This window comes from Glutamicibacter sp. BS14 (assembly GCF_056934375.1).
The window spans coordinates 645,767-664,884 of record NZ_CM167801.1 but is presented as its reverse complement, the minus strand read 5'-3'; the positions used below and the strand labels follow the sequence as shown (position 1 = coordinate 664,884).

At 64.1% G+C, this 19,118-nt stretch carries 16 protein-coding genes; 6 read left to right on the top strand and 10 right to left on the bottom strand.

The features are described 5' to 3' along the window. Positions 1–49: 49 nt before the first annotated feature. The gene (locus AC1Z36_RS03190) at positions 50–823 is read left to right on the top strand and encodes an IclR family transcriptional regulator (RefSeq protein WP_105656510.1); all 774 of its coding nucleotides are present in this window, start codon (positions 50–52) and stop codon (positions 821–823) included. A gap of 127 nt (positions 824–950) precedes the next feature. On the opposite strand, the gene AC1Z36_RS03185 is transcribed toward AC1Z36_RS03190, so the two are convergent. Continuing rightward, the gene (locus AC1Z36_RS03185) at positions 951–2,804 is read right to left on the bottom strand and encodes an ABC transporter ATP-binding protein (protein WP_105656511.1); all 1,854 of its coding nucleotides are present in this window, start codon (positions 2,802–2,804) and stop codon (positions 951–953) included. A 462-nt stretch (positions 2,805–3,266) separates the two neighbouring features. On the opposite strand from AC1Z36_RS03185, the gene AC1Z36_RS03180 reads away from it, so the two are divergent. Then, complete coding sequence (locus AC1Z36_RS03180; protein ID WP_402735434.1) at positions 3,267–4,784, top strand: cation:dicarboxylate symporter family transporter; 1,518 nt, start codon at positions 3,267–3,269, stop codon at positions 4,782–4,784. 136 nt (positions 4,785–4,920) lie between these two features. Here the strand turns inward: AC1Z36_RS03180 and AC1Z36_RS03175 are convergent, their stop codons facing one another. After that, complete coding sequence (locus AC1Z36_RS03175; protein ID WP_483561656.1) at positions 4,921–5,697, bottom strand: SDR family NAD(P)-dependent oxidoreductase; 777 nt, start codon at positions 5,695–5,697, stop codon at positions 4,921–4,923. Between the two features lie 83 nt (positions 5,698–5,780). Between AC1Z36_RS03175 and AC1Z36_RS03170 the strand changes: the two genes are divergently transcribed. After that, positions 5,781–6,368 carry a TetR family transcriptional regulator gene (locus AC1Z36_RS03170; RefSeq protein WP_483561655.1) on the top strand — a complete coding sequence of 196 codons (588 nt, stop codon included), beginning with the start codon at positions 5,781–5,783 and terminating at the stop codon, positions 6,366–6,368. Positions 6,369–6,381: 13 nt separating this feature from the next. Here AC1Z36_RS03170 and AC1Z36_RS03165 read toward each other — a convergent pair whose 3' ends face one another. Further along, positions 6,382–6,978 carry a TetR family transcriptional regulator gene (locus AC1Z36_RS03165; protein WP_181148784.1) on the bottom strand — a complete coding sequence of 199 codons (597 nt, stop codon included), beginning with the start codon at positions 6,976–6,978 and terminating at the stop codon, positions 6,382–6,384. A 193-nt stretch (positions 6,979–7,171) separates the two neighbouring features. On the opposite strand from AC1Z36_RS03165, the gene AC1Z36_RS03160 reads away from it, so the two are divergent. The 3 genes from AC1Z36_RS03160 (at position 7,172) to AC1Z36_RS03150 (ending at position 10,631) form a co-directional block, all read left to right on the top strand. After that, a complete protein-coding gene (locus AC1Z36_RS03160) occupies positions 7,172–8,200 on the top strand; it encodes an aldo/keto reductase (RefSeq protein WP_105656516.1) in 1,029 nt (342 codons plus the stop codon). Between the two features lie 75 nt (positions 8,201–8,275). Further along, positions 8,276–9,070, top strand: coding sequence for a carbon-nitrogen hydrolase family protein (locus tag AC1Z36_RS03155; RefSeq protein WP_105656517.1), 795 nt, complete (start codon positions 8,276–8,278; stop codon positions 9,068–9,070). Between the two features lie 532 nt (positions 9,071–9,602). Continuing rightward, on the top strand, positions 9,603–10,631 hold the full coding sequence (locus AC1Z36_RS03150) for a Gfo/Idh/MocA family protein (RefSeq protein WP_181148785.1): 1,029 nt from the start codon (positions 9,603–9,605) through the stop codon (positions 10,629–10,631). 33 nt (positions 10,632–10,664) lie between these two features. Here the strand turns inward: AC1Z36_RS03150 and galE are convergent, their stop codons facing one another. From galE to chvE, 7 genes are all read right to left on the bottom strand, one after another. Then, positions 10,665–11,627, bottom strand: a complete 963-nt coding sequence (galE, locus tag AC1Z36_RS03145; protein WP_105656519.1) for a UDP-glucose 4-epimerase GalE — start codon at positions 11,625–11,627, stop codon at positions 10,665–10,667. After that, complete coding sequence (gene galK, locus AC1Z36_RS03140; RefSeq protein WP_105656520.1) at positions 11,624–12,820, bottom strand: galactokinase; 1,197 nt, start codon at positions 12,818–12,820, stop codon at positions 11,624–11,626. Before galK ends, galE begins: the two co-directional genes overlap by 4 nt. Next, complete coding sequence (gene galT, locus AC1Z36_RS03135) at positions 12,817–13,926, bottom strand: galactose-1-phosphate uridylyltransferase (protein WP_105656521.1); 1,110 nt, start codon at positions 13,924–13,926, stop codon at positions 12,817–12,819. Before galT ends, galK begins: the two co-directional genes overlap by 4 nt. 55 nt (positions 13,927–13,981) lie before the next feature. Further along, complete coding sequence (locus AC1Z36_RS03130; protein ID WP_483561654.1) at positions 13,982–14,926, bottom strand: aldose 1-epimerase family protein; 945 nt, start codon at positions 14,924–14,926, stop codon at positions 13,982–13,984. Between the two features lie 94 nt (positions 14,927–15,020). Further along, the gene (mmsB, locus tag AC1Z36_RS03125; protein WP_105656523.1) at positions 15,021–16,202 is read right to left on the bottom strand and encodes a multiple monosaccharide ABC transporter permease; all 1,182 of its coding nucleotides are present in this window, start codon (positions 16,200–16,202) and stop codon (positions 15,021–15,023) included. Continuing rightward, positions 16,199–17,737: a multiple monosaccharide ABC transporter ATP-binding protein gene (gene mmsA / locus AC1Z36_RS03120; protein WP_105656524.1), complete on the bottom strand. Its 1,539-nt coding sequence runs from the start codon at positions 17,735–17,737 to the stop codon at positions 16,199–16,201. The genes mmsB and mmsA overlap by 4 nt, the downstream gene beginning before the upstream one ends. A 93-nt stretch (positions 17,738–17,830) precedes the next feature. Next, positions 17,831–19,000, bottom strand: a complete 1,170-nt coding sequence (chvE, locus tag AC1Z36_RS03115) for a multiple monosaccharide ABC transporter substrate-binding protein (protein ID WP_105656525.1) — start codon at positions 18,998–19,000, stop codon at positions 17,831–17,833. Between the last annotated feature and the right edge of the window lie 118 nt (positions 19,001–19,118).

The window sequence follows — 19,118 nt, the reverse complement described above, 5'->3', positions numbered from 1 at the left end:
AGTAATGCGTAGCCCTCTTCCGAAACCAGTGCCTTTATTAGGAGCAAAGATGACGCAGACTTCCAGCAAGTCCACCACCGGCGGCGTCCAGTCCGTCGAACGTGCTTTCGAGCTCCTGGAAGTCATCGCCCGTGCCGGCGGAGAAGCCGCGCTCAGCGAGCTTGCCGCCGATACTCCCCTGCCATTGCCGACCATCCACCGCCTGCTGCGCACCCTGGTCGGAGTGGGCTACGTGCGCCAGCTGCCCAACCGCCGCTATTCACTGGGCCCGCGGCTGATCCGGCTGGGCGAGGTAGCCAACCGCCAGCTGGGCGCCTTGGCCTCCCCTGCGCTGAAGGATCTGGTCGCGAAGCTGGGCGAATCGGCGAATATCGCGGTGCTCGACGGAGACATGGTCACCTACATCGCCCAGGTGCAGTCAGCCCACTCGATGCGCATGATCACCGAAGTCGGACGCCGCGCCATGCTGCACAATTCCGGGGTCGGCAAGGCCGTGCTCTCGGTGCTGGATGACGAGCGCGTGCAGCGTTTGGTCTCGCAGGCGGGCATGCCCCCGAAGACCGCGAACACCATCACCACCCTGGGCAAGCTGTTCACCGATGTCGAGGCCACCCGCGAACGCGGCTACGCCATCGACGAGGAAGAGCAGGAACTAGGGGTTCGCTGCATCGCCGTGCCAGTACCGGGCGCGCCAACGCCGATGGCCATCTCGGTTTCCGGGCCGGTGACCCGCGTTGACGAGGCCTTCATCGACAGCGCGGTGCCGGTATTGCAGGAGGCGGCCCGCGAGCTGGGACGCCAGCTGGTGGCCGCGGCGGACTAGCCGCGCTTGGCGATTCCGGCACGCAAGCAAAGATGCCCGCCTGGGCAGTCGATGGCATCGACCGCCCAGGCGGGCATCTCAGTTCGCGCTGGTGCCGGAACACCTATGGAGCCGGCGAACAGGCGTGCTACTGCGCGAACTGGGTTTCGTGCAGCTCGCTATAGCGTCCGCCAAAGGCCAGCAGCTCGCTGTGGGTTCCGCGCTCGACGATGCGCCCGCCCTCCACGACCAGGATCTGGTCCGCCGAGCGGATGGTCGACAGGCGGTGGGCAATGATCAGCGCCGTGCGGTCTGCCAGCGCCTCGCCCAGCGCCGCTTGCACCGCCGCTTCATTCGACGAGTCCAGGGCCGCCGTCGCCTCATCCAGGATGACTACCTGGGGTGCTGCCAGCAGCAGACGGGCAATGGTCATGCGCTGGCGTTCGCCACCGGAAAGCCGGTAGCCCCGCTCGCCCACCACGGTATCCAGGCCATCGGGCAAGGAAGCGATCACCGGCTTCAGCCGGGCACGCTCCAGCGCCTCCCAGATCTGCTCTTCGGTCGCTTCGGGCCGGGCCAGCGTCAGGTTGGAGCGGATGCTCTCGTGGAAGAGGTGCCCGTCCTGGGTCACCATGGACACCGTCGAACGCAGCGAATCGAGCTCAAGCTGGCGGATATCCTCGCCGGCCAGTTCAACACTGCCCGAATCCACGTCGTACAGGCGCGCCAGCAGCGAGGCGATGGTGGACTTGCCCGCACCCGAGGAGCCGACCAGCGCGTAGGTTTGGCCCGCGGGGATCTCGAAGTCGATATCGTGCAGGACCTCTTCGCCGCCGCGGGTGTCCAGGATGGCGACTTCTTCCAGCGAAGCCAGCGAGACCTTGTCGGCGCTCGGGTAGGAGAAGCTCACGTGGTTGAATCTCACCGGCACCGCCCCGGCCTCGAGGCGGCGGGCGTTCGGGGCATCGGCAATCAGCGGCTCCAAGTCCAGCACCTCGAAGACCCGGTCGAAGCTGACCAGCGCGCTGGTGATTTCCACGCGCGCGTTGGCCAGTGCGGTCAGCGGCGTGTAGAGGCGGGTGAGCAGCATGCCCAGGACCACCACGTCGCCGGCGGCCAGATCGCCACGTACCGCGTACATGCCGCCCAGACCGTAGACCAGGGCGAGTGCCAGGGCCGCAACCAGGGTCAGTGCGGCGACGAAGTAGAACTGGCGCATGGCCATCTTGACGCCGATATCCCGCACCTTGCCGGCACGCAGCGCGAACTGCTCGGACTCGTCCTTGGGACGGCCGAAAAGCTTGATCAAGGTGGCGCCGGGGGCGGAGAAGCGCTCGGTCATCTGGTTGCCCATGGTCGCGTTCAGGTCCGCGGATTCACGGCGCAGCAGGGCCACGGACCTGCCGAAATGGCGGGCGGGCAAGAGGAAAATCGGCAGCAGCACCAGAGCGATCAGCGTGACCTGCCACGAGGTGGTGAACATGACCGCAGCGGTGAGCACCAGCGCCACGGTATTGGAGACCAGCCCGGAAAGGGTTCCGGCGAAGGCGGATTGCGCGCCGATGACATCGTTGTTCAAGCGGCTGACCAGCGCACCGGTCCTGGTGCGCGAGAAGAATGCCACCGGCATCTTCTGCACATGGTCGAAGACTGCGGTGCGCAGGTCATAGATGATGCCCTCGCCCAAGCGCGAGGAGAACCAGCGGACCACTACGGACACCACCGCATCCAGGATCGCGATCCCCGCCATGACCAGAGCCAAGTTGATGATCGTCCGCACCCCGGATTGCGCGACGACTTCGTCGACCACCCGTCCAGCGAGCACCGGGGTGATCACGGCCAGGACTGCGGCGAAGATGGAGAAGACGACGAAGACCAGCAGCCGGGACTTGTAGCTGGCTGCGAACTTCAGCACTCGCTTAGGCGTGGTTGGAGCGTAGGCCTTGCCCTTGTCTCCTGACAGCTTCCATAGCGAATGCCAGGCGGCGCTTTCCATGCTCATAAGTGAGTGCTCTCAATCCTGCTGGAAGTAATCGGTGGGTTCCACCTTTGTCCATGATCCCAGTAAGCCATCCGCGACATCCAGGTAGGGTCAGCTTACGGCGGCCAGCCCGGACGACACAGCCCGATTGCCCGACGCGCAATAACCGGGATCCCTGCATCAAGAGGGATCCCTGCATCAAGAACAGCGGTACCCCCGGGTTCATTCCTCGCCGGCCCCGCGCGGCACAGCACGAGCCCCCGATGGCGCGTGACACGCCCAACGCTGCCGCCATCGGCACAGCGGTACTCGGAGCCAGATAAATGCCTATCAAACACGGATTAATTCCATAATCCAGAAGGAATCCATTCCGCATAACGAAATTATCTTTTTTCATTGCGGAATATTGTGACGTGCCTTACAGTTGACACCATCCAAGCCACGGGCACATACCTCGGAGCGAGTCCATCCTCAGGAGCAGCCATGAAAATCAAATCCGCAGACGACTTCCGGGTCGCTGAGCCAACCCCCAAGAAACCTTTCTACACTTCCCTGTTCTTCCAGCTTGGCGTCGCAATCGTCGCCGGCGTCTTGATCGGCCACTTCCTGCCGAAGGTCGGATCCGAGTTGCGCCCGCTGGGCGACGGATTCATCATGCTGATCAAGATGATCATCGCCCCGCTGATCTTCCTGGTGATTGTCACCGGCATTGCGGCGGTGGGCGATGTCAAGGCAGTGGGACGCGTTGGCGTCAAGGCATTGGTCTACTTCACCTGCGCCACACTCTTCGCCCTGGTCTTCGGCCTGATCATTGCCAACCTCTTCCAGCCAGGCGCCGGGTTGAACATCGACCCGTCATCCCTCGACGCCGGGGCCATCGAAGAGAAATCCGGAGAGGCCAAGGGGGCCGCCGACTTCATCCTGGGAATCATCCCGGTCAGCGTCATCGGCGCCTTCGCGGATAATAACTTGCTGCAGGTGTTGTTCTTCTCGGTCTTCTTCGGCGCAGCCATCGTGGTGGTCGGCCAGGAACGCTGCGCACCACTGCTCGCGGTGTTCGAGAACGTCCTGGAGCTGATCTTCAAGGTCATGAGCTGGGTCATGCGGGTCGCACCCGTGGGTGCCTTCGGCGCCATGGGCTTCATCATCGGCCAATACGGCATCGAGACACTGGGCACCTATGCGAAATTAATTCTCGCCTGCTACGCCGCGGCCCTGCTGTTCATCGGCATCCTCTTCCTGATCGCCTGGGGATTTGCGCGGGTTCCGCTGTGGCAATTCATCAAGTACACCCGCGAGGAATTCCTGCTGGCCCTGGGCACCGCATCAACCGAGTCGGTGATGCCTCGCATCATGACCAAGCTGACCAACGCCGGATGCTCCCGCGCCACCACCGGCTTGGTGGTCCCGACCGGATATTCCTTCAACCTCGACGGTGCGGCCATCTACTTGTCCATCTCGCTGCTGTTCCTGGCCCAGGCGTTCGGCCACAATCTCAGCTTTGGCCAGCAGCTTGCCGCCCTGGGCATCCTGCTGCTGACTTCCAAGGGCATGGCCGGCGTCCCTGGATCCTCGTTCTTGGCCCTATCGGCGACGGCAGCCGCCCTGGGCATCTTCCCGGTGGCCGGCGTGGCCCTGTTGCTGGGCGCGGACCGCATCATGGATTCGATGCGCGTTGCCGTGAACCTGCTGGGCAACTGCGTGGCCACCTTCGTGGTCGCCAAATGGGAAGGGCAGTTCGACCGCGAGGCAATGAAGCGCGCCTTCGCCGGGGAAATCACCAATGAGGACTCGGCCCGCATGCTCGGACGCGATGAGGAATGGGAAGCCATGGAGGCCGAACGCGTAGCCAACGGCGGCCAGCCTTCACCGAAGTTCGGCGGTGGCCCCACCCCGGAGGCCCTGCTCAAGTTCGATATGAGCCCGGCAACCGAAGCCGAAGCAGCTGCGGCCACGCAAAAAAGCTACCCCGATGAGGAACGCGCAGAAGCGCGCAGCTGAGTCAGACGGTTGCCGCACGGAAAACTGCGGGGACCTTGAGAGCTAATCGGCCGGGGTGCACTGGAGCTTTCCAGTGCACCCCGGCCGATGGCCGTTCCACCTGCTGGCAGGGAAACTCGTCTCCAGGCAGGCCTTGCTAGATGGCGCTCCAGCCGGTATCTGAAGCCAGGACCACGCCGTTGATGTTGGTGCTGTCCTCGCTGAGCAGGAAGGTGATCGAGGCGGCGAGCTGGCTTGCGGTAGCCATGCCCGGAATGGTGCCCATCAGCGGAGGGATTACCTGCTGGGCAAATTCGGAGGCCATTGGAGCCTCGATATTGGTCTGCACCGCACCCGGAGCCACTGCGTTGAAACGCAGCCCCTTCTTGCCGTACATGACAGCCGAGTTCTTGGTCATGCCGATGACCGCGTGCTTCGAGGCCGTGTATGCGACGCCGGCGGCCGAGCCGCGCAGGCCAGCTTCCGAAGCCACATTGACCACGTTGCCCTGGCCGGCCTCGAGCATCAGCGGGACCACCGAACGGGTCAGCTTCAGAACGGAATTGACGTTCACATTCATGACCCGTTCCCAGGTCGAGTCCTCGATCTCGTGGATCGGCTCGAACTTGTCCATAATGCCGGCGACGTTGGCCAGCGCATCGATCCGCCCCTCGCCAGCTGCCACTACCTGGTCCACTACCGCTTGGTCGGTGATGTCGCCGGCCACAACGGCAACGTCCAGATCCGGGTTCTCGGCAACAAGCTCATCGAGCCGTTCGCGGCTGATGTCCGCGGCGATCACCTTGCCGCCTTCCTTGGCCACGCGCAGCGCGGTGGCCTTGCCGATGCCCGAACCGGCGCCAGTGACCACCACTGTCTTGCCGGCAAAACGTTCTGCGGTGACCTTTTCCTGCCATGCGTTTTCCATGCCCATAACCGTTCCTTCTGGTTGCCGATGAATTGGTAGTTTCATGTTATGACACACTGTGTCTTAACTCAATGGGCCATAATTGGGATATGCCTGACACCCGAGATTCCGTTGCCACGCACCTGCCTGGGCGCCCGCAGTCCATTGATCCCGACTCCGTGGCCCGCACCGGCCTGGCGCTCTTCGCCAAGCATGGCTATGGCGAAGTCTCGATGGCGCAAATTGCCGAAGAAGCGGGAATCGGACGCAAGAGCCTCTACCGCTATTTCGCTTCCAAGGCGGATTTGGTGTGGGGCGGCCTGCTGGAAGCTTCGGCCATTTCAGACGGCGCCTTCGCCTCGGCGAAGCAGGAGGGCCACGACCTGGTGGGTGCCATGCACGCTGCTGCGGTGGCAGCTTTCGATTCGCTGCCGGATCCGGAGGTCACGCGAGGACGCCTGCGGCTTATCGCTGACCAGCCCGAGCTCCTGGCCCAGGCCTCGATGCGGATGGGCAAGGACAACGAGCGGGTGCTGCGGCATTTCTCGGAAGGCGGGGTCAGCGCGCAGACGGCGCCCTACCTGGCGCTGGCCTTCGGCACGGTGACTTTTGCAGCATGGATCAGCTGGGCGCAATCTGCTGACCCCAGCCCGGAACCGTACTTGGCCGAGGCGATCAAGGTGCTTCGCTTGCCGTAGCCTGTAGCGGTTGCTAGCGCTTCTCCGCCCAGTTGTCATCGATCATGGCCGCGAAGTCGAAGGCTTCATCGAGGATCTCGCGAAGTGTACTGCCCGCCGTCCCAACCCAACGGGTCAGTGCATGGTCGTAAAGGGCCAGACCCAGCAACGCGGCGGTTTCAGCCAGCCGCTGGTTCGCGCAGAACGGCGACAGCGCCTGGGCCAGCGCTACCTGCTGCTCTCGCCGGGATTCCTGCCAGCTGGCCCGGAGCGCAGGGGTGCTCCTGACCAGCTCAATGCGGCCCTGCATCGCCACCGGATCCTGCTCAGCGAATACTACTGCCGATTCAAAGCTGCGGCGCAAAAGCTCCAACAAGCTCTCGCCCGGATGCGAAGACATGGAGCTGGCCATGTCGGAGAAGTGCGCGGTCATGGAACGCAACGCAGTAACTACCGCGTCCTCTTTTGACGAGAAGTACCGGAAGAACGTGGCACGGGATATTCCGATTGCCTGGGCTGCCTGCTGGGCGGTGACGTTCTCCATGCCGCGTTCGGCGAACACGGCATAAACCTGTTCCGCCAACTCGACTTTCATCTTTTCGCGCACTCGATCGCGAACCACGCTTCCCATGGCAAGAATTTTACTCTGAGATTCAAGGGCAGAAGTGAGACACAGTCTCTTTATGCTGGTCATTGCCACTTTAGCTACGGTGTGTCGTTTCGGCCGCAGTTCACGGAACTCAATAAATCACGGAACATGATGACCGCTGAATCCTGCTTCGCTAGGCTCAAGAAGAGAGAAACTGACTACTCGAAGGACCACCATGGCACAGCAGATCGCAAACAGCATCGACCTCGGCCAGGGGTTGGAAGCCACCTCGCAGGGTTTTGGTTGCATGTCCCTGAGCGGGCCCTACGGATCGGCCGACGATGCCGAATCCCTGCGCACCTTGAACCATGTTCTTGATCGCGGCGTCACGTTCCTGGATACCGCCAACATCTACGGCGAAGGGCACAACGAAACCCTGCTCTCGCAGGTGCTCAAAACCCGTCGCGGCGAAGTCACCCTGGCAACCAAGGCGGGCATCGTGCGTCCGAAGAATCCGGGAGACCCACGCGCTAATGGCGACCCGGACTTCATCAAGAAATGCATGGATGCGAGCCTGCAGCGGCTGGGCGTAGACCACGTTGACCTGTACTACTACCACCGGGTGGATTCCCGGGTGCCAATCGAGGAGACTGTCGGAGCCTACAAGGAGCTAGTCGAAGCAGGGAAGGCCCGGCACATCGGCTTGTCCGAAGTGACTTCCGAGGAGCTGCGCCGAGCCCACAAGGTGCATCCAATTTCCGCGATCCAGATGGAGTACTCGATTTTCAGCCGGGACATCGAAAGATGGCTCTTGCCAGCCGCCAGTGAACTCGGCGTGGGCCTGGTGACCTACGCGTCGCTGGGTCGCGGGTACTTCACCGGAGAAGTTGATTCCCTGCAGCAGCTTGAAGCCAACGACATCCGCCATAACTTCCCGCGCTTCGAAGCGGCCCGCATGCAGCACAACCATCCATTGCGGCAAGTCATCGCGGAGGTGGCCCAGCGCGAAGGTGTTTCAACCGCCCAGGTGTCACTGGCGTGGGTTTATGAAAAAGCACGCGCATTCAATGTGGCCGTCTCCCCGATTCCGGGGACCCGCTTCAGCGCGCACTTCGAGGATAATCTGGGGGCGCTGGATGTCCGCTTATCCCTGGAATCAATGTCGCAGCTGGATGCCTTGGCTGCCCAGGTGGACGGTGAGCGCCAAAAGGACGTGATGTCGGTGTCCAAGGGCCGTGAAGAGGTGCAGATGGCCCGGATGTAGCTTCGCTGATCGCTACTGCGTAGAGTCGTGAAGGTAGCGCATAGCCAGCAGCTGGCAGCAGGAAAGGACTATCCCATGAGAATCGCTTTGGCGCAGGTTCTGAGCACCGCTGATCCGCAGCGCAATCTGGTAACAGTGCGCGATCATGCGCGCCGGGCAAAGGAAGCAGGCGCCTCGCTGGTGGTCTTCCCCGAGGCCATGCAGGTTTCCTTCGGCCACGATCTCGCCAAGTACGCGCAACCCCTGGATGGGCCCTGGGCTACACTGATCCGCCAGCAGGCGCGGGATATAGGCATCACCATTGCCGTGGGCATGTTCACCCCCGGTGAAGGCGGCCGGGTACGCAACACCTTGCTGGTCGCCGGTGAAGGCGTAGATACCCACTATGACAAGATCCACCTCTACGATGCCTTCGGCTATGCCGAGTCGGATTCGGTGACGCCCGGAACTTCTCCGGTGCAGTTCGAGCATGAGGGAACGACGATCGGTTTGGCCACCTGCTACGACTTGCGGTTCCCGCGCTTGTTCACCCGCCATGCGAAGGCTGGTGCAGCGGTCAATATCGTCAGCGCTTCGTGGGGCCAGGGCGAGGGCAAGGCCGAGCAGTGGACCACCCTTGCGCAGGCCCGCGCCTTGGACGCGACGACGTTCGTGGTGGCAGTGGACCAGGCTGATCCTGAAAGCATTGGACGCAAGATCACCGGTACCGCGCCTTTGGGCGTCGGGCATTCGGTGGTGGTTGATCCGCTAGGACGCATTATTGCCCGGGCCGGTGCAGAACCCGAGCTGCTGGTAGTCGATCTGGATCTCAGTCAGGTCCAGGCCGCTCGCAAGCAGCTGCCGGTGCTGGCCAACGCGGTCGACCTGTAGCCAGGCGGTTGGCTCAGCAATTGAGGCTTACCAGCCAGCCCATCGCTGGCGCCGGCGGCGAGGATGGGATCCCGGATATTACTGCGCGCTTCCAGCAGGACCCTTGAGGGGATGTGCTCGCCCAATCCGAGTTTCCGCCCGTGCGCTTTTCGATGCCATGGCCCACCGCTAAGTGCGAGAAGCCCGCGAGGCTACCGCCCGCCCGCTGCGCGATAGCAGGGATATTCCGCTGGATCTAGTCGCGAATTCAGCGAAAGCGAGGCAGAAGCGTAGCGGTGTTGCGGTCGCCAGATGAATCGCCAGCACTACTCGCGGCCCGCCTGCCGGCCTGCCAACCGTGGCCCGGACGCTGCCCTTGGCGGTCACGAGGATGCACACTGATTAACCGAGGATGCCCTGGGGCCGCATACCGCTAACCCCAGATGCTGCTGATCGGTGAATAGTCGTTGGAATACTGCTCTTCCCCCGCCTTGCGCCTTCCACTAGTCTGATTAGGATCCACCATGAATTTTGCCTGCCATCGGAGCCTTCAGTGCCACTAGCCTTACCCGAATCCACGCTGCCCCATCCCTCCTCGGCTCCTGCGCTGAATTGGGGCATCCTCGGGCCGGGGTGGATCGCCTCGCAGTTTGCCGCATCGCTGAACGACTTGACCGCCAGCCGGCTCGCAGCAGTCGGCTCGCGCACCTTGGCCCGCTCCGAGCAGTTCGCACGCACCTACGGAGACGCCGGAACCCGGGCCTTCGGCTCCTATGCCGAGGTGCTCGGGGACCCTGGGGTGGATGTCGTCTACATCGCCGTCCCGCACAGCGGCCACGCGGAACTTGCGCTCGAGGCGATCGCCGCGGGCAAGCATGTCCTGGTGGAGAAGCCAATGAGCCTGGACGCCGGGCAAACTTCCCGGATCATCGAGGCGGCCAAGGCTGCCGGAGTTTTCGCCATGGAAGCCATGTGGTCACGATTCCTGCCCATCGGCAATGTGGTTTCACAGGTCGTCAAGTCCGGAATCCTGGGGCAGATCATCACCGTCCAGGCTGATTTCGGCGCCAAGTTCGAGGTCGACTACGACTCGCGCATCTACGACCCGGCGCTCGGCGGCGGGGCCCTGCTGGATGTCGGCGTCTACCCTATTGCCTTCAGCGCCATGGTCTCCCCTGCCAAGCAGCTCCTGCACGCTTCGGGACGCATGGCCAAAACCGGGGTTGACGCTACCTTCACCGCGGTCCTTTCCAATGTAGACGGTTCCACGGCAATGGTCTTCAGCAGCATCGAAACCGATTCGCCGCAGGGCGCATGGATTGCCGGCACGCAGGGCACCTTGGAACTCCAGCGCCCGATTTGCTGCGGTTCCGGGCTGGTGCTGCGCAGTGCCGACGGCAAGATCGCCGACAGCCGCGAGTTCACGGAAACCTCGCCTACTGCCGGTTTGGGCTGGGAAGCGGCCCACGTGGCCCAGTGCATTGCCCTGGGCCTGGCCGAATCCCCGGTCATGCCGCTGGCTGAATCGCTGGCGATTGCGCAGACCATGGACCAGATCGCGGCCACGCTGCGCACCAGCTAGTTTTCCAGGCCGCTGCGCTTCAGCTTGGCGCAATCAGCCGCGCTGGGCCGAAGCCTTCCAGGCGCTGTGGACCATCTGCTGCAGGCTATGGCGCATCTGCCAATCAAGGTCGCGGGCGGCCAGCTTCCCGTCGGCGACAATGCGCGCCGGGTCGCCCGGGCGGCGCGCTTCTTCCACCGCGGTGAAACCGATGCCGGTGGCCTTCGCTACCGCATCCATGATCTGGCGCACCGAGACGCCATCGCCGGAGCCCAAATTGTAGACCGGCTCCAATACCTCGCCGGCTTCCAGTTTCCTGGCCGCCTCCACGTGCGCCAGCGCCAGGTCGGCGACGTGCACGTAGTCGCGCACGCAGGTGCCGTCCTCGGTGTCGTAGTCGGTGCCGAAGATCTTCGGCGTCTTTCCGGCATTCAGCGCCTGGAACACCAGCGGGAACAGGTTGTGCGGGCTGGCATCGTAGAGTTCTTCGCTGCCCGAGCCGACCACGTTGAAGTAGCGCAGCGAGGTGTGCTTCAGCCCGGTAGCCACCGCCTGGTCGCGGATCAGCCATTCCCCCACGAGCTTGCTCTGTCCGTACGGGGATTCGGGGAAGGTGCCGGTGGATTCGGTCACCACATCTTCGTCCGGGGTGCCGTAGACGGCTGCCGAGGAGGAGAAGACCATGTTGTGCACGCGGGAGGACGCCATGGCTTCGAGCAGGTGCGCGGTGCCGGTGACATTCTGCTCGAAGGCCAGCAGCGGGTGCTTCACCGATTCGCCGGCATACTTGTAGCCGGCCAAGTGGATGACCCCGGTGACCTCGTGGCGCTTCATGATTTCCACGAGCTTTTCGGTCTGCAGGATGTTCAGCTGGTAGAACGGCACCTGTTCGGGAACGAAGCCGTGCACCCCGCTGGACATCGAGTCCACGACGACCGGCTCAAGGCCTGCCGCGGACAGCGAACGCACCACGTGGGATCCGATATATCCGGCTCCGCCGGTCACTAGCCAACTCATGCCCGGCCTGCTCCTTCGTCTGCAATTACGGTGAAAATGGCCGGCTCGACATAGCCGGCCTGGTCAAAGGCTTCGCGGACGGCCTGGCAGACCGGTTCGATCTGCTCGCGCTTGACCAAGGCAATGGCGCTGCCGCCAAAACCGCCACCGGTCATCCGGGCTCCGATCGCCCCGGCCGCCATGGCCGCTTCCACGGCGGCGTCCAGTTCCTCGCTGGAAATCTCGTAGTCGTCGCGCATGGATTCGTGCGACTGGCAAAGCAGCTTGCCCACCGCGGGCAGGTCGCCTTCGCGCAGCGCGAGGACAGTATCCAGGACGCGGCGGTTCTCGGTCACGATGTGCTTGGCGCGGCGCTTGGCTACCGGGTCCCCAATGGCCTCCAGCTCTTCGATGCTGTGCACCTCGCGCAGCGATGCTACCTCCAGCACCGCGGCGGCCTGCTCGCAGCTGGTGCGACGGGCGGCGTAGCCGCCATCCACGTGCGAATGCTCTACGCGGGTGTCCATGACCAGGACCACCGCGTCATGCTGCGCCAGCGGCAGCGGCACGGATTGGGATTCCATGGATCGGCAATCCAGGAACAGCGCATGCTGGGCATGGGACATCAGCGAGGCGCTCTGGTCCATGATCCCGGTCGGAGCACCCACGAATTCGTTCTCGGCACGCTGGGTCAGCTGGGCCATCTGCACCTTGGACAGGCCCAGGCCGTAGAGATCGTCCAGCGCCACGATGGTCGCCACTTCCAGGGCATGCGAAGAGGACAAGCCCGAGCCCACCGGGACATCGGAGTCCACCATCAGCTCCAGCCCGCCAATGTGCACGCCATCGAGCTGGCTCAGCGCCCACAGCACGGCGGCCGGGTAGGCGGCCCAGCCGGGCACCGCGCGGGGCACCAGCTCATCGAGGGTAATGGAGGTGACCGGCGGTTCGTCGCCCGCCCCGTAGGTGGAGGCGAAATCCAGCACCTGGCTGCCCGGCTCCAGCTGCGACTTGCGGCGCACGGCCACCAGCGCGTTCTTGTCGATGGCGAAGGGCAGCACATAGCCCATGTTGTAGTCGGTGTGCTCGCCGATCAGGTTCACCCGTCCCGGGGCCCGCCAGATGCCTTCCGGGTGGTGGCCGTAGGCCTTGGTGAACTTCTCGCGCAGGGCGTTGACGCGCGCCGCGGTTTCCTTCGTTCCGCTGCGGCTCATGGCATGACCTCGCGCAGCCGTGCAGCAGTCTGCTCGGCCGGGACGTCGTTGATGAAAGCGCCCATGGCAGCTTCCGATCCGGCCAGGAACTTCAATTTGTCAGCGGCCCGGCGCGGGCTGGTCAGCTGCAGGTGCAGCCGTGAGGCCTTGCGGGCCACGGGCTCCAGCGGAGCCTGGTGCCAGGCGGCGATGTACGGGGTGGGCGTCGGGTACAGCGCGTCGAATCCGCGCAGCAGGTCCCGGTACATCACGGCCAGCTCGGCTTTTTCGTCCGCATTGAGCGCGGCGAAGTCCGGCACGTGGCGGTGCGGCACCAGGTGCGCTTCCAGCGGCCAGCGGGCCGCGTAGGGCACGAACACGGAGAAGTGCTCGCCCTCGGCGACCATGCGCGTGCCCTCCTTGCGCTCGAAGTCCAGGATGTCGCCCATCAGGGTGCGCCCGGTCTTCTCCAGGTGCGCGATGCCCTGGCCGGCCATCTTGGCGGCGGTTGGCGCCAGGTACGGGTAGGCGTAGATCTGCCCATGCGGGTGGTGCAGGGTCACGCCGATATCCTGGCCGCGGTTCTCGAAGACGAACACCTGCGCAATGCCCTCCATGGCGGACAGGGCGGCGGTGCGCTGCGCCCAGGCCTCGATGACGGTGCGCGCCCGGGCATCATCCAGCGATGCGAAGGAACCGGTGTGCTCGGGGGTGAACACCACGACCTCGCAGCGCCCGTAGGCCGGGGCCGGCTGCTGCACCGGTGCGGCCGCTGGAATCCGGCCCAGTGCCGGGCCCAGGGACGGGAAGCGGTTCTCGAAAACCACCACGTTGAAGTCCTCGGCAGGGATTTCGCTCTGCCGCCCGTGGACGCTGGGGCACAGCGGGCATTCTTCCTTGGGCGGGAGGTAGGTGCGCGACTGGCGGTGGGCCGCTACGGCCACCCAGTCCCCGGTCAGCCGGTCGTAGCGCAGTTCGCCAGGCTCCCCGCGCGGATCCAGCGGCCGGGTGTCGGCCACCGGTTCGGGCACGGCGGCATTGGCGTCGGCGAAGAAGATCGCCTCGCGGCCATCGGCCAGGTGATGGACCCGGTGGGTCGGTTCATGTGCTGCGGAGCCCTGCGGCATTGCAATCTCTCCAGTTGACTCGTGGTGGTTCCAAAGGTGGGTGGCGCCTGGGGTGCTAGCGCGGCTGGACCGGGCCGATCAGCCAGCTGGCTTCGTGGCTGGCGCCCGGTGCCAGGGCGATGACGTCCTGGCCGGAGTTGTAGCCGCCCGGCGGGCAGGTCATCGGCTCGATGGCCAGGCCGGTGCGGTCCAGGGCCGGATCATCGCGGTCGGCGGTGTGTATCTGGACCCACGGGCAGGCTTCGTCCCAGGTGATGTGCGATCCGACGCCCCCGGCGTCGGTGATCTCCGCGCGGAAAGAACCGTCCGCGCGGGCAGCCAGGCCAGTGTAGGCATGGTCGATGAAGAGATCCCCGATGGGCTTCGGGGCGCGGAAATCCAGCTCGGTGCCGGCGGCCTGAACCGTGTCGCGCGGCAGCAGGCGCGGGCCTTCGGTCAGCTGCACCTTGCCAGCTGGCAGGGTGAAGGTCCATTCATCCGCCTTCTTGCCCGGGGCGACCAGGTAGGCGTGCGAACCCCAGCCGAAGGGCGCGGTGCCCGTCCCGAGGTTGGTGGCGGCAGCGACGGTGCGCAGCCCGCCGGCCTCCAGCCGGTAGCCGATCACCAGCTGCACCTCGTACGGATAGCCGGCGCTCGGGGCGATGACGGTGCGCAGCTGGGCGAAGTCGGCACGGTGCTCGATGATCTCGAAGCCGGTATCGATCACCAGGCCGTGCAGGGCATGGCCGCGCTCCGGCTCGGTGATCGGCAGCTGCAGCTCTTGGCCTTCCCAGCTGTAGGCCCCGTCGATCACCCGGTTGGGCCACGGGGCCAGGATGGCGCCAGCGAAAACCGGGCGCGGCCCGTGCGGGTCGAAAGCGCGCACCAGCGGGCGGGAGCCGTACTGGAGGGAAACCAGGGTGGCGCCCACCGTGGCCACTTGCGCGGTGAAGCCATGGGCTTGCAGCGTCAGCACCGTTCCATTGGCGGTGTCCTTCAGGGGCAGTGCGAGGCGGTCCATGTCTTCATCCTTCTTGCTGGGCCATCGAAAACGTCGGGCACGCATGGGCCCTCCCGCAATCGCGTGCGGGAGGGCCCATGGCACCAGCGGCAGGCTAGTTGCCAGCGCCCGCGCGGCGCTTGTTGTAGATGTCGAAGGCGACTGCCAGAAGCAGCACAACGCCCTTGACGATCTGCTGGGTGGAGGCGCCCACGCCCATCAGCTGCATGCCGTTGGAGAGCACCGCCATCACCAGGCCGCCGACGATCGCGCCGGTCACCCGGCCCACGCCGCCGGTGGTCGAAGCGCCGCCGATGAAGCAGGCCGCAATGGCGTCCAGCTCGAACATGTTGCCGGCACCCGGCTGGGCGCCGTTGGAACGCGAGGAGAAGACCACGCCGGCCACGCCCGAAAGCAGGCCCATGTTGATGAAGATCCACATGTTGATCTTCTTCACGTTCACGCCCGAAAGCTTCGCGGCGGACAGGTTGCCGCCGATGGCGTAGACGTGGCGGCCGAAAACGGTCTTGGTGGTCAGCACGTGGTAGCCCAGGATCAGGGCAGCCAGGATGATCAGCACGATCGGCATGCCGCGGCTGGTGGCGATCTGCCAGAAGAACCAGAGGATGATGATGCCCGAGATGATGTTCTTGGCCAGGAACATGGCCATGGATTCAACGCTCTGGCCGTACTTGGCGCGTCCAGCGCGGTTGCGCCACTGCGAAACGAACAGTCCGGCCACGGCGATCACGCCGATGATCACGGTGAACAGGTCGAATCCGTTGCCGCCCAGCAGCCCGTTGAGGAAACCGCCGGCGATCTGGCCGTATTCGCCGGGGAACGGCGAGAGCGACACGTTGCTCAGCACTTCGTAGGTCAGGCCGCGGAAGAGCAGCATGCCGGCCAGGGTCACGATGAACGCGGGAATGCCCACGTACGCCACCCAGAAGCCCTGCCACAGGCCGCACAGGGCGCCCACGGCGATGCCGGCGAGCATGCCGACCCACCAGGGCAGATCCCCCTTGATGACAATGACCGCGGAGACCGCACCGGTCAGCGCCACGAGGGAGCCGACCGACAGGTCGATGTGCCCGGCGACGATCACCAGGATCATGCCCAGGGCGAGGATCAGCACGTAGGAGTACTGCAAGATGATGTTGGTGATGTTGATCGGGCTGAGCAGCAGCCCGTTGGTCAGGATGGTGAACAGCACCACGATGAGCACGAAGGCAATGTAAATGCCCGAGGTGCGCAGGTTCTTGGTGAAGATATCCTTCAGCTCGCTTGTGATGGTCATCGGGTGCTTTCCTTCTCGATGGTCATGAGTTCCATGAGGCGTTCCTGGGTGGCTTCGCTGCTGGGCAGCTGGCCGGTCATTCGGCCGTAGGCCAGGGTGTAGATGCGGTCGCAGATGCCCAAGAGCTCTGGCAGTTCGGAGGAGATCACCAGCACGGCCTTGCCGGCAGCCGCCAGCTCGTTGATGATGGTGTAGATCTCGTATTTGGCTCCGACGTCGATGCCGCGGGTGGGCTCGTCGAGGATCAGCAGCTCGGGTGCGGTGTGCAGCCATTTGCCCAGCACGACCTTCTGCTGGTTGCCGCCCGAGAGGTTCCCGACCTTCGCCATCACGTTCGGGGTCTTGATGCGCATGGACTTGCGGTAGTGCTCGGCAATCTGGATCTCCTTGTTGCCGTCCACGAAGCCCTTGGAGGAGATCTTGTCCAGGCCGGCCGCGGTGGTGTTCACGCGGATGTCCTCGATCAGGTTCAGCCCGAACTTCTTACGGTCCTCGGAAACGTAGGCGATGCCGGCCTTGATGGCCTTGCCCACGGTGGAGGTGTCCACCGGCTTGCCGTCCATCTTGACCGTGCCGGTGATGTTCCGGCCATAGCTGTGGCCGAAGATGCTCATCGCCAATTCGGTGCGCCCGGCGCCCATCAGTCCTGCAATGCCGACGATTTCGCCGGCGCGGACCTCCAGGTTGGCGCCTTCCACCACGGTGCGGTCCTGCTGGACCGGGTGCTGGACCGACCAGTCCTGGACCTCGAAGACCACGTCGCCGATCTGCGGTACGCGTTCCGGGTAGCGGGAGGACAGTTCGCGGCCCACCATGCCGCGGATGATGCGGTTCTGGTTGGACTCGGGATCGGCCATGTCCAGCGCCTCGATGGACTGGCCATCGCGGATGATCGTGGTGGTGTTGGCAATGTCCTCGATCTCGCCGAGCTTGTGCGAAATGATGATCGAGGTGATGCCCTGTTCGCGCAGTCCGCGCAGCAGGTTCAGCAGGTGCTCGGAGTCGTCGTCATTCAGCGCGGCGGTCGGTTCGTCCAGGATCAGCAGCTTGACGTTCTTGCTCAGCGCCTTGGCGATTTCCACCAGCTGCTGCTTGCCCACGCCCAGCTGGCCTACCGGGGTGACCGGCAGTTCGTCCAGGCCCACGCGGGCCAGCAGGTCCGCGGCGCGGTGGTTGGTCTCGTTCCAGTCGATGAAGCCGCCGCGCGCGGTTTCGTTGCCGAGGAAGATGTTCTCGGCCACCGACAGGTACGGCACCAGCGCCAACTCCTGGTGGATGATCACGATGCCCTGGGCTTCGGAGTCCTTGATGTTCGAGGCCTTGAGCTCTTCGCCTTCGAAAATGATCTGGCCCTCGTAGCTGCCGTGCGGGTAGACCCCGGAGAGCACCTTCATGAGGGTGGATTTTCCGGCGCCGTTCTCTCCGCAGATAGCGTGGATTTCGCCCTTGCTAACCGAAAGGTTGACGCCGTCCAGCGCCTTGACTCCGGGAAAAGTCTTGGTGATGTCCTGCATGTGCAGGATCGTGGTGTCCATAGTGCAGACGTCCTTGGTGTGTGCTGTGAGCGGTGCATCCGGTGGGCGGGAGGGCGGCTTGCCCTCCCGCCCACCGGATTGCGGCCTGGGAGACTACTTGGTCTGGCCGGCCTTGACTTCCTCGGCCGTGTAGTACTCGGAGTCGACCAGCAGGGAGGTGATGTTGTCCTTGACGACGATGTCCGAATCCAGCAGGTAGGAAGGAACAACCTTCTTGCCGTTGTCGTAGGTTTCGGTGTCATTGGCTTCCGGCTCGCCGCCGCCTGCGTAGGACTTCACTGCCTCGACAGCCTGGGTAGCCAGCTTGCGGGTGTCCTTGAAGATGGTTGCGTACTGCACGCCATCGTCGATCAGCTTCACCGAAGCGATTTCTGCATCCTGGCCCGAGATGATCGGCAGGCCGGCCTCGATGGTCTTGCCGTAGCCGGCGTTGGACAGTGCGGTGATGATGCCGCGGGAGATGCCGTCGAATGGCGAGAGGATGCCGTCGATCTTGGTCTTGCCGCCCTGGTAGTGGGCGGTGATCAGGTCTTCCATGCGCGACTGGGCTTCTTCCTGGCTCCAGCGCAGGGTAGCTGCCTGCTCGATCTTGGTCTGCCCGGACTTGACCGTCAGGGTGCCGTCATCCAGGTAGGGCTTGAGGGTATCCATGGCGCCCTTCCAGAAGAAGTGCGCGTTGTTGTCGTCGATCGAACCGGCGAAGAGCTCGACGTTGAACTTGCCCTCCTTGCTGGTGCGCTTGCCTTCCTCATCGGCCAGGCCCATGCCGGTCAGCAGCGAGGTTGCCTGCTGGACGCCGACGTTGTAGTTGTCGAAGGTGACGTAGAAGTCGACGTTCTCGGTGCCGTTGATCAAGCGGTCGTAGGAGATGATCGGGATGTTCTGGTCCGCTGCGGCCTGCAGCTGGGTGGACAGCGCGGTGCCGTCGATGGAGGCGACTACCAGGATGTCGCTGCCCTTGGTGATCATCTGGTCGATCTGCTGCTGCTGGGTGGGGATGTCGTCATTCGCGAACTGCAGGTCGACTTCGAAGCCAGCGGCTTCCAGCTGGGACTTGACGGCTTCGCCGTCGGCAATCCAGCGCTCGGAAGTCTCAGTTGGCATTGCCACGCCCACCTGGATGTCCTCAGGTGCAGTCGACTCGCCTTCGCCGGCTCCTGCTCCGCCGCCAGCGCCACCGCCGCTGCACGCTGCCAATGCGCCGACCAGTGCCAGCGATCCCATGGTCGCCGCGGCCTTGCGGGTCCAATTATTCCATGCCATCTTTTCCTCCTTGAAAGGTTGCCATATCTGCGAGTGAGACTGGACTCACACTATGTTAGCGCTAACACAGTGATTTCAGCCACCCTCTATGTAAATAAATTAAGATTCCTTACTCATT